This window comes from Flavobacterium hibisci, assembly GCF_020026925.1.
Lineage (GTDB): Bacteria > Bacteroidota > Bacteroidia > Flavobacteriales > Flavobacteriaceae > Flavobacterium > Flavobacterium hibisci.
Genome location: NZ_JAIQDW010000014.1, coordinates 126416 through 136523, shown reverse-complemented (window position 1 = coordinate 136523; position 10108 = coordinate 126416). Strand labels below are relative to the sequence as shown.

12 protein-coding genes are annotated in these 10108 nt (G+C 36.2%); 10 read left to right on the top strand and 2 right to left on the bottom strand.

From position 1 onward, the window contains the following. Positions 1 to 326: 326 nt before the first annotated feature. The 9 genes from K8B81_RS15050 (at position 327) to K8B81_RS15010 (ending at position 7309) form a co-directional block, all read left to right on the top strand. Positions 327 to 626 (top strand): RHS repeat domain-containing protein, encoded by a 300-nt coding sequence (locus K8B81_RS15050; RefSeq protein WP_317196963.1) that lies wholly within the window; start codon positions 327 to 329, stop codon positions 624 to 626. Beyond that, complete coding sequence (locus K8B81_RS15045) at positions 523 to 1338, top strand: restriction endonuclease subunit S domain-containing protein (protein ID WP_223682383.1); 816 nt, start codon at positions 523 to 525, stop codon at positions 1336 to 1338. The genes K8B81_RS15050 and K8B81_RS15045 overlap by 104 nt, the downstream gene beginning before the upstream one ends. Before the next feature lie 23 nt (positions 1339 to 1361). Beyond that, entirely contained in the window at positions 1362 to 1577 is a 216-nt protein-coding gene (locus K8B81_RS15040; protein ID WP_223682382.1) for a hypothetical protein, read from the top strand. Positions 1578 to 1589: 12 nt separating this feature from the next. Continuing rightward, positions 1590 to 2198, top strand: a complete 609-nt coding sequence (locus K8B81_RS15035; protein ID WP_223682381.1) for a hypothetical protein — start codon at positions 1590 to 1592, stop codon at positions 2196 to 2198. A 450-nt stretch (positions 2199 to 2648) separates the two neighbouring features. Continuing rightward, on the top strand, positions 2649 to 3965 hold the full coding sequence (locus K8B81_RS15030) for an RHS repeat-associated core domain-containing protein (RefSeq protein WP_223682380.1): 1317 nt from the start codon (positions 2649 to 2651) through the stop codon (positions 3963 to 3965). A 10-nt stretch (positions 3966 to 3975) separates the two neighbouring features. Beyond that, on the top strand, positions 3976 to 4314 hold the full coding sequence (locus K8B81_RS15025; RefSeq protein WP_025571181.1) for a DUF2019 domain-containing protein: 339 nt from the start codon (positions 3976 to 3978) through the stop codon (positions 4312 to 4314). Between the two features lie 146 nt (positions 4315 to 4460). Continuing rightward, positions 4461 to 5687, top strand: coding sequence for an RHS repeat domain-containing protein (locus tag K8B81_RS15020; protein ID WP_223682379.1), 1227 nt, complete (start codon positions 4461 to 4463; stop codon positions 5685 to 5687). Then, on the top strand, positions 5684 to 6331 hold the full coding sequence (locus K8B81_RS15015) for a hypothetical protein (RefSeq protein WP_223682378.1): 648 nt from the start codon (positions 5684 to 5686) through the stop codon (positions 6329 to 6331). Before K8B81_RS15020 ends, K8B81_RS15015 begins: the two co-directional genes overlap by 4 nt. A gap of 690 nt (positions 6332 to 7021) precedes the next feature. After that, positions 7022 to 7309, top strand: coding sequence for a hypothetical protein (locus K8B81_RS15010; protein WP_223682377.1), 288 nt, complete (start codon positions 7022 to 7024; stop codon positions 7307 to 7309). 249 nt (positions 7310 to 7558) lie between these two features. Here K8B81_RS15010 and K8B81_RS15005 read toward each other — a convergent pair whose 3' ends face one another. Both K8B81_RS15005 and K8B81_RS15000 read right to left on the bottom strand, forming a co-directional pair. After that, positions 7559 to 7999: a LexA family protein gene (locus K8B81_RS15005; protein WP_223682376.1), complete on the bottom strand. Its 441-nt coding sequence runs from the start codon at positions 7997 to 7999 to the stop codon at positions 7559 to 7561. Further along, positions 7990 to 9264, bottom strand: coding sequence for a Y-family DNA polymerase (locus K8B81_RS15000; protein WP_223682375.1), 1275 nt, complete (start codon positions 9262 to 9264; stop codon positions 7990 to 7992). The genes K8B81_RS15005 and K8B81_RS15000 overlap by 10 nt, the downstream gene beginning before the upstream one ends. 219 nt (positions 9265 to 9483) lie before the next feature. On the opposite strand from K8B81_RS15000, the gene K8B81_RS14995 reads away from it, so the two are divergent. Next, the gene (locus K8B81_RS14995; RefSeq protein ID WP_223682374.1) at positions 9484 to 10089 is read left to right on the top strand and encodes a hypothetical protein; all 606 of its coding nucleotides are present in this window, start codon (positions 9484 to 9486) and stop codon (positions 10087 to 10089) included. Positions 10090 to 10108 lie beyond the last annotated feature (19 nt).

Sequence of the window (10108 nt, the reverse complement as noted above, 5' to 3'; positions counted from 1 at the left end):
CAACGGGTTCAAGGAGAAGGCAGAGGACTAATGCGCAGCTTAGTTCTTAACTAGCAAAGTCTAAAGTTCACCTCTGCTTTCCTTTGAATAAATTTAAAGTTTTTATCAAATCCAAAGTAAAGGCAAATGTCTCTGACTTTGCGCAATTTTTTAATGTTATTATAATCCTTAACTTCTCAAAAGTCCCTCAGGCTGGCGCGAGCAGAAATAATTACAAAGGCTAGCGCGATGCCTCAGGCTCGTGCCCACAAAGACAAAATCTGGCAAAACTGCAGAAAAATGGCGTTGCCATCACCCTGCCCACAAACGGTACAGGGGCAGCGCTGATGATGCTTGACCGTGGTTACACCAGCCACGAGCATCTGGCAGAGGTTGGAATGATACACATGAATGGCCGTTTGTACGATCCTGTTTTACGTTCTTTTTTAATGCCGGACAATTTTATACAGCAGACCGAGAATACCCAGAATTATAACAGGTACGCCTATGTATTGAATAATCCTCTGATGTACACGGATCCTAGTGGGGAAGAAGCTATTACTTATAGGAGTAGCGGTTATAATTGGTGCTGTAATTGCAGCAACAACCTATACCCTTACAGCTTTACTGGCCGATGTTCCTTTTAGTGTTGGAGGTTTGGCAAAAGCTACATTTATTGGGGCGGCAAGTGCCGCAGTGACATTTGGGATTGGTAGTGCGGCTACAAATTTATTTACGAATTTCTACTCACAGGCAGCGTTTCAGGCTGCTGCGCATGGGACTTTTCAGGGTACTATGACGGCTATTTCAGGAGGTAAATTCTGGAGTGGTTTTGCGGCAGGGGCTTTGAGTAGTATAGCGAGCAGTGCTTGGGGTGGAGGAATGAGTTCAGAGACTGTAGGTAATGTTACAACTGAAACCATGCATCACGGATTAAGTGGAACATTAGGTATGACTAATGGATTTGGGACTATTGCTTTTGGTACAATAAGTGGCGGAGGTGGTGCAATCCTAACAAAAGGAAATTTTTGGCAAGGTGCAATAAGTGGCTTTTTTGTTAGTGCTTTAAATCACCTAGCCCATGGGGGAGAAAATAAAAACAAATTATTATATTCCAGAAGATATGCCAAAGATGAAGATGGTAATATTATAAGTGAAAGTTTGAATTACTTTAATCCAAATTCTAAAAAAGATGTTAATTTGTATAACAGAGCTGAATCAGAACCTCTTAAAATGAATGAATTAACGATTTATAGTCATGGAAGTCCTATGGGATTTGCAAATGTTAATAATTTCAATAAAAATGGATATCTTACAGACATTTTATATGAAGATAGTGTAATGTTTAGAAATTTGTAGATGGTAAAACAAAAAGTTTGACGATGGTCTTAAAAGCCTGTACAACAGGATCTTTAAAAGAGAGAAATATATCACAATACTTAACAAATGAATATAGCGGGTTAACTATATGGTCAGCAGCACAAAATTGGTGTTCAGATGGAAATGTACATTTTACCAAAAGTAATCAATCACAAAAAGGTTGGTATAATAAATTCCAAAATGGCTCTTGGACAAAAGTTAGTGCTGATATTAAATAAAAAAATAAACATATGAAATTAACAAATGTTTTAACGTTGTCATTTCTTGTAATGTTAGTTATATCTTGCAAAAATGAAAAACAAATTAAAAGAAAAGAAATAATTGAAAATACTATAGATTCTAATAGGGAAGATTTTAAAAAATCAAAATACTTTGATGAAGATCGAATTAAGAATGCAAAATATAATGTAAAGTATAAAGGAGATGACGCTTCATATGGAGAGTTAGAGCTTTATTATGTTTATAATGATTCTAAAAAAGAAGAAATTATTCCATATACCTTAATAATGGTTGAAAAATACCATAAGTTTAAATATGCATCTACAGCTTTTAGTAATTTGTTAGAATTTTACACGAATACAAAATATGACTATGATGGAACGGATGCTAGTTTAATGCCATATTTAAATAATATTAAAAAATTGAATTCAGATCAGAAGAATTATTTGATGTATTTTTTAAAAATTGGAGTAGAGAATAAAGAATTAGGAAGTGTTCGTTATTTAGAAATTTTAAATCGTAATGGTATTGGAATTCCTCAAAACATGCAAAGAGCAGATAGTTTAAAAAAAATCGTAGTTGAATTAGAACATGAACATCATATAAGAGTAAAAAAATAGTATTATACCATACCCGCTGGCGCTCGTTTATCGACAACTCTGGCGCTTGCTTATAGCGAGTGCCTACTTAAATTAAAAGATAAATCGTAGCATTTGTAATGCGGTTAAAACAACAAAGCCACTTTAATAACGGAGTGGCTTTAGTTTCTAGAATATCTTAAATTTCGGTTGGCATCTTATTTCACACCCCCGATCGCGCAGATGTGTAGACAAGGATCGCGCGGAAATTCTTTCCGTGCCCACAAAGAGAATCGGCAAAGAATAGAAAGACAAAAGGTAGTGTTTGCGGGAAAACAAACAAAGCCACTTCATTACGGAGTTGTTTTTGGCTTTATTGAATACTTTGAATTTTCCTAAGCTGGAGCGAGCAGAAATAATTACAACGGCTAGCGCGATGCCTCAGGCTCGTGCCCACAAAGAAATCTCGCCAAACTGCAAAAAAAAACGGTGTTGCAATCACCCTGCCAGCAAACGACAGGAGCAGCCCTGATGATGCTCGACCGTGGTTATACCAGCCACGAACATCTGGCAGAAGTTGGGCTGATACACATGAACGGCCGTTTGTACGATCCTGTTTTACGTTCTTTTTTAATGCCGGATAATTTTATACAGCAGCCTGAGAATACACAAAATTACAACAGGTATTCGTATGTACTGAATAATCCGTTGATGTACACGGATCCTAGCGGGGAAGAAGCAATCTCATTTGGTGTTGCGGTGATAATTGGTGCTGTAATTGCAGCAACAACCTACACCCTTACAGCTTTACTGGCCGATGTTCCTTTTAGTGTGGGTGGATTGGCAAAAGCTACATTTATTGGGGCGGCAAGTGCCGCAGTGACATTTGGAATTGGTAGTGCGGCTACAAATTTATTTACGAATTTCTACTCACAGGCAGCATTTCAGGCAGCAGCGCATGGTACTTTTCAGGGGACTATGACGGCTATCTCTGGAGGTAAATTCTGGAGTGGATTTGCGGCAGGGGCTTTGAGTAGTATAGCTAGCAGTGCTTGGAGTGGTGGTAGCACACAAACTGAAGGTTTTTCTGCAGAAAACAACTGGGCTTACGGGGCTAAAACCATACACCACGCAGGTCTTGGTGCAGGAACTGGCAATTTAGGGATGATTGCTTTTGGTACAGTTTCCGGTGGTGTCGGAGCTGCACTTACGAGCGGGAATTTTTGGCAAGGTGCTGTTACGGGATTAGTTGTTAGTGGACTAAATCATGCGATGCACACTATTGATGGTGATGGTATTGACCCTCCAAAGAATAAGAGTCAAAATGAAATAGACCAAGCTAATGGTTGGACAAATTTTGAATTTAAGAGATTATATGAGTTAAATGAATCTCTATTAGAAGCACGAGTCTTTTTCGCTACATTTGAATTAAAATTACCAGAATTAAGATTACCTACGTGGGCGGGTATTAAATCGGGCCTAGGTTTTGGTAGCAAAGGTTATGCAAGTTTCAATGCTTTTAAAGCAGCTCAGGGTTCAGCTGGTGAAGGGATGGCGTGGCATCACATTGTGGAGCAAGGTGGATCGAATGTTGCTAAATTTGGAGCTACCAAAATTCATAATACTAGTAATTTAGTTAAGTTAGAACATGGTGCAGGATCTATACATGCTAAGATTTCCGGATATTATTCTTCTAAACAAGCATTTACGGGAGGGAAAACGGTAAGACAATGGCTAAGCACACAAAGCTATAAGCAACAATATAATTTTGGTATTAAAATTATGAAACAATATGGTTGGAAACCTTAATAAAAAAAAAATGAAAAATATTGAAATAGCAAGAGATGTATTTTTAGAATCATCAGCTAAACAGGCGGAAGCAACTGAAAACGGAGATTATAAAACTGCAAATAAATATTATGATAAAATAATTAAATCAGCAAATTTCATAAAAAATGAAAATGAAATTAATATTTTTTATGATTATTTATCAAATCCTAATGTTGGTGTCAGGTTATGGTCAGCATATTTTCTTTTACCTGTAAATGAGCGAGAAGCTTTAAAGGTTTTAAAAGACATTGTAAAGACTAACGAAATCCATTCCTTGACGGCAGAAACTACTGTGAAAGAATGGAAAAAAGGTAATTTAAAGTTCTAACCCTACCTCAGGCTGGCGCGAGCAGAAATAATTACAAAGGCTAGCGCGATGCCTCAGGCTCGTGCCCACAAAGACAAAATCTGGCAAAACTGCAGAAAAATGGCGTTGCGATCACCCTGCCAACAAATGGTACAGGGGCAGCGCTGATGATGCTCGACCGTGGTTACACCAGCCACGAGCATCTGGCAGAGGTTGGGCTGATCCACATTAACGGCCGTTTGTACGATCCTGTTTTACGTTCTTTTTTAATGCCGGACAATTTTATACAGCAGCCTGAAAATACCCAGAATTACAATAGGTATGCCTATGTATTGAATAATCCTCTGATGTACACGGATCCTAGCGGTGAGGAAATCGTTTTTGGTGTAGCAGTAGCAATTGGTGCAGCAATAGCCGCATTGACCTACACAGTAACAGCTTTACTGGCAGATGTTCCTTTTAGTGTTGGAGGTTTGGCAAAAGCTACATTTATTGGCGCAGCAAGTTCAGCGGTGACGTTTGGTATAGGTAGTGCGGCCAGTACGATTACGAATTTTTATGTCAGGGCTGCAGTAAGTGCTGTGGCACATGGAACTTTTCAGGGTGGTATGTCAGCGATGCAGGGTGGCAAATTCTGGAGTGGTTTTGCCAGTGGGGCTTTGAGTAGTATTGCATCAAGTGCTTTTGGGAAAGGTTTTAATCATGAAGGGATAGATGCAAATGGCAAAATGATAAAACCAACGCAAGTCTGGGGAGGAGCAGGAAAATTTGCAAGTTCAGGAGCTGGTATGATTGCTTTTGGAACAGTTTCGGGTGGTGCAGGAGCAGCTCTTACTGGAGGTAATTTCTGGCAAGGGGCTGTTACTGGACTTGTGGTAAGTGGACTGAATCATTACGCACATGAAATAAAAGAAAGAACACTCATTGAAAGAGCCATAATAAAGGGCGGATATGGCGCAGAACTTTCATCCGATGATCCTTTGGGGTGGACTAATGAACAAATTAAACAATTCGCAGCCGATGTTTTTCCTGAACTGTATCAAAGTGCTGATTCGCCAGATTTTGAGAAAAGATTGATCATAGACGAAAAAAAACCGAACACTGCAGGAAGAGCTTTGAAAACAGATCCTAAACTAGATCCTAAAACTGGTCTATGGTCAATCAAATCGCTGCGCCTTATATTAATTAGAAGCAATGTTTTAAATTCTATTAGACAACTTGGATTGACGGTAGGTCATGAATTGAATCATGCAACAGAGCATGTGAATGGAGTATATTCAGATATGATTAATAAATATGGAGGCTTAAAAGCGGGAGATATTTCTGAAATTAATGCCCAAAGTTGGGAGCTATATATGAACCTAAATGAATCAATATTAAGACTTGGAAGATGATAAATACATTTAAAGCCAGTAGCGTTAGTTTTTTTCTGATGTTTAATTTATGCTTTGCCCATGAAAAAAAAGCAAATGGAATAACATTTAAAATACTTGACAAAGTTTTGAAAAGTAATACTTGCGCTAAATTATTGATTAGCAATAACTCATCTTGTAATTATTATCTTCCGATTTTAAACTCTCCTGACAGTCAAACATGGAATTTTATATTACCCTCAGATGAGACGAGTTTCTTTTTTGCACATATGATTGTATATAATTTCAATAATGAAAATTTAAGTTGGCAATCAAATAATTGTTTTGAGAAAGATTTAGATCCGATATGGAGAACTTTTGATAAAAAATGGATGCAAAAGAAAAATAATATTAAAATAGAAGATTTCGTTTTACTAAAGGCAGGGGAAAGAAAGGTAATAAATGTACCGATCAATTTAAAGGTAAAACTTTCGAATGATTGTTTTTGGGAGATTAAAGATTATAAAAATGAAAAAGAATTAAAAGTCACTTATTATTATCGAAAAAAACAAGAAGAATGGACATCATTATTTTTGGATTCTCAGATATTAAAAAAGTTGGAGCAGTTAAATTATAAGCTTTATAATTTAGAAATTGAATCCAACAGAGTAAAATTAATTATTTAAAATAATTGTTTTCACTTCGATATGGTTGCTTTTATTAAAAAGTTTAATCTCCCACTGGCGCTCGTTTGTCGACAACCTGCTGCGCATGGGACTTTTCAGGGTACTATGACGGCTATTTCAGGAGATAAATCCCGCTCTACGAAGTGTTCTCAAAAAAACTACAGTGCTGCGCAAATGTCTCTGACTTTGCGCAATTTTTTTATATTCTTATAATCTCAAAATCTCTTAAAAGTCTCCCGACTTTTAACCTTACATACCAATAAAAAACAAAAAGATTATATTTATAAAAAATTTAAAAGTATTAATCTGTAATTTCAGGATATAAATTGCAAAGACAGTAAAATCCTGTTGCCGATGTTTTTACCCTAGGTCATTTACAAAGTACAATTTGTAGCAATTTTGGTTTAAAGTCGGAGACTTTTACAGATATTGGATTCTTAAAAAATTTAAAGTTTTTATCAAATCCAAAGTAAAGGCAAAGTTCTTTTTCAGACTTTGATCAATTTTAAAAATAATATTACAATCATAAAAGTGTATAAAGTCTCCTGACTTTTAACGGGAATAACTTGTTAAGTTGACAACATGTTTAATTAAATCTAAAATAGCATATAAAGATTTAGCAGACCCGATAGCGCGGATTTGCAATCCGTGCTCTTAATAACAGAACGTTACCACCAATTTTAAAAAGGTATGATATTTTGCATAGACAATTATAGTAATCCAAAAGAAATTGTAGTTTATGATTCCATAGACCAACTCACCAATATGATTGAATGGCAGGATATCTTAGACAAAGGAATAATAAATATAGATGCAGATGGTAATATTTATGAATGGGACGACAATAAAAAATCTGAATATGGAGGAATTTATGGTTACTCAATGAAAGTAGTAGGGACAAATATAGGTTTGGCAACCAAATGTTTTCTGATTTACGAAAGATTAAACAGACCCAATGAGTTTTTGCTCGAAGATTAAACATGATAGCGCGGATTTGCAATCCGTGCCAGCATAGTTTTAATCATTTTTAAACTTTTATAAAATGAAAAGAGAAAATTCCCACTGGCGCTCGTTTGTCCACAACTCTGGCGCTTGCTTATAGCGAGTGCCTACTTAAATTAAAAGATAAATCGTAGCGTTTGTAACGCGGTTAAAACAACAAAGCCACTTTAATAACGGAGTGGCTTTAGTTTCTAGAATATCTTAAATTTCGTTTGGCATCTTATTTCACACCTTTTTAATCACATAAGTAACCATTCCCCAAATAATAAGCTGATTTTCTTCAGTAACTTTTATAGGACTGTAATCTGCATTTTCAGGCATCAAATACAAACAGTCTTTTTCGACCTGAATGCGTTTTACGGTAAACTCGCCATCGATAAAACAAATCGCAATTTTATTGTTTTGCGGTTCCAGACTTCGGTCAACTACTAAGACATCTTTATCGTTGATACCCGCATCGATCATCGAATTGCCTTTGACCCGGATATAAAAAGTAGCCAGCGGATTTTCGCTTAGTTCTTTGTTCAGGTCAATACTGGTTTCCATAAAATCAGCTGCCGGCGACGGAAAACCAGCCGAAACACCCTCATGGATATAAGGAATCCTGATGTCACTTTCGAAATCGGGCTCAAAAAAGGTCAGTTTTTGTTCTTTTTTTACAGACATTTTACTTCCAGAAGTTTACTAAAATCGGTTGTATATTTAGGAGATAAATGATTCTGGTTCATATCCCAGGTCAATTTAAGATTTTGCGAAGCCAGTTTTACTTTACGGTTTCCTATTTTATTGTTCAGCTGGTCCATTACTTTCATTAAAGCCAGATGCTTTGGATTTTCTTCTTCAAACAACTGAAACTGCTTTTTATCCTCATCAATCAATTCGGTCACTATAACGCCAGCTTTTTTAAAGCGGATTCCTTCGTTTCCTTTGTGCAATTTCTTCAGCATTTCGATGGCGGTATTCGAAATAGTCAAAGTTGAATTAGTTGCATACGGCAGTGTTATTGCCATATTAAAATAATATTGGGATGATTTTATAGAATGTTTATCAATCACCAGCATAACAATAATAGTATGACAGCAGGAATTTTGCTTCCGCAATTTTTCTGCACACACAGAGGCAAAAGTAACAATACGCTCACGCAGTAAATCAAAATCGGATATTTGTTTGGGAAAACTTCTTGTAGTTGCAATACTCTTTTTCTGCTCTGGCAAAGGTTCTAAATCCAAAACCGATTTGCCTTCCAGTTCACATTTCAGCCGAAGGCCAATCACGCCCATTTCTCTCTTAATCCAGGCTTCGTGCACAGGATCAATAAAATCAAGAGCCGTGTTAATATTTCGAAGTTTGGCTTTCTTTTTTGTACGGTAACCTATGCCCCAGACATCTTCAATCTTAGTCCATTTCAAAGCCTTGATCCGTTTTTCGTCAGTATCAATTACATAAACACCTTTGGTCCTTTCCTGAAATTTTTTTGCAATTTTATTGGCTAATTTTGACAAGGCCTTCGTTTCGGCAAAGCCAATACAAACCGGAAGCCCAAGCCATTTTTGAATACGCGATTTCATTTGAAGCCCGTAATCCTGATAATCCAAAATATTTAAACCATCAAAATTCAGAAAAGCTTCATCGATACTGTAAATCTCGACATTCGGGGTAAACTGTCTCAAAATTTCCATCACACGATTGCTCAAATCCCCATACAAAGGATAATTTGACGAAAACAACTTGACATTTTTTTCTTTAACCAATTCCCGGATCTTGAATGCCGGGGCACCCATAGGAACGCCAGCTTCTTTAGCCTCATTGCTTCGCGAAATCACGCAGCCGTCATTGTTCGATAATATCGCAACAGGTTTTCCGTTGAATCCCGGCTGGAAAACACGTTCGCAGGAAGCATAAAAATTATTACAATCAACTAAAGCATACATAATGCAAAATTACGCAATAGTGTAACATGCTTTTTGATTAGGAAAGTTAAATTTTCATGCTATACCATATAAAACATTAAAATACAACAACATAACCCTTAACCTTTCATTAGAAATTAAAAAATAATCTTATTAAAAAATATTGATACAAATCTTCAAAAAACTGGCTGATATTTAAAAAAATATTTACATTTGAAACCTAAACTAATCCCTTAATTTATGAAAAAAATACTATTGGCATTGTTATTCGTTTCAGGATTTACATTTGCTCAGGACATGAAGGTTGTAAATGGAAACTTTGATTTTTTAAAAACACAAAAAGAAGTTAACGTAGAATTTGATTACAGTTCCTTCACTATGATGAAAGAAAATAAAACTGAAAAACAGTATGTCGAAGAAAGAACTGCCGAGCTAAATGAAAAACACAAAGGCAATGGTAACATCTGGCAAAAAAAATGGAATTCTTCCAAAGAATTAATCTGGACTCCTAAATTTTTGGAATTAATGAATGTTGTATTGCAAAAAGAAAAAAAAGACCTGACCTTTCAGGAAGGACTAACAACACCTTACACTCTGATTGTAAAAACTACATGGATATATCCAGGCTGGGATGTCTCGATTATGAAACAGCCTGCAAAAGTTTCGACCAATTTAAAATTTGTTGAAACAGCCAATAAATCAAATGTTTTACTCGAAATTACAAGCGAAGAAGCACCAGGAGATCAATGGGGAAGCAATTTTAGCAATGAATCAAGAATCGGTGAAGGTTATGCTAAAACAGCCAAATCACTTGCCAAACTAATTGCAAAGAAAGCCTACAAATAATAGTAAAAAATAAAGCCCT

Bases quoted from the DNA above. Each gene is read 5' to 3' on its own strand.
- K8B81_RS15050 (WP_317196963.1), top strand. From the start codon at position 327: ATGATGCTTGACCGTGGTTACACCAGCCACGAGCATCTGGCAGAGGTT.
- K8B81_RS15040 (WP_223682382.1), top strand. From the start codon at position 1,362: ATGGTCTTAAAAGCCTGTACAACAGGATCTTTAAAAGAGAGAAATATA.
- K8B81_RS15035 (WP_223682381.1), top strand. From the start codon at position 1,590: ATGAAATTAACAAATGTTTTAACGTTGTCATTTCTTGTAATGTTAGTT.
- K8B81_RS15025 (WP_025571181.1), top strand. From the start codon at position 3,976: ATGAAAAATATTGAAATAGCAAGAGATGTATTTTTAGAATCATCAGCT.
- K8B81_RS15020 (WP_223682379.1), top strand. From the start codon at position 4,461: ATGATGCTCGACCGTGGTTACACCAGCCACGAGCATCTGGCAGAGGTT.
- K8B81_RS15015 (WP_223682378.1), top strand. From the start codon at position 5,684: ATGATAAATACATTTAAAGCCAGTAGCGTTAGTTTTTTTCTGATGTTT.
- K8B81_RS15010 (WP_223682377.1), top strand. From the start codon at position 7,022: ATGATATTTTGCATAGACAATTATAGTAATCCAAAAGAAATTGTAGTT.
- K8B81_RS15005 (WP_223682376.1), bottom strand. From the start codon at position 7,999: ATGTCTGTAAAAAAAGAACAAAAACTGACCTTTTTTGAGCCCGATTTC.
- K8B81_RS15000 (WP_223682375.1), bottom strand. From the start codon at position 9,264: ATGTATGCTTTAGTTGATTGTAATAATTTTTATGCTTCCTGCGAACGT.
- K8B81_RS14995 (WP_223682374.1), top strand. From the start codon at position 9,484: ATGAAAAAAATACTATTGGCATTGTTATTCGTTTCAGGATTTACATTT.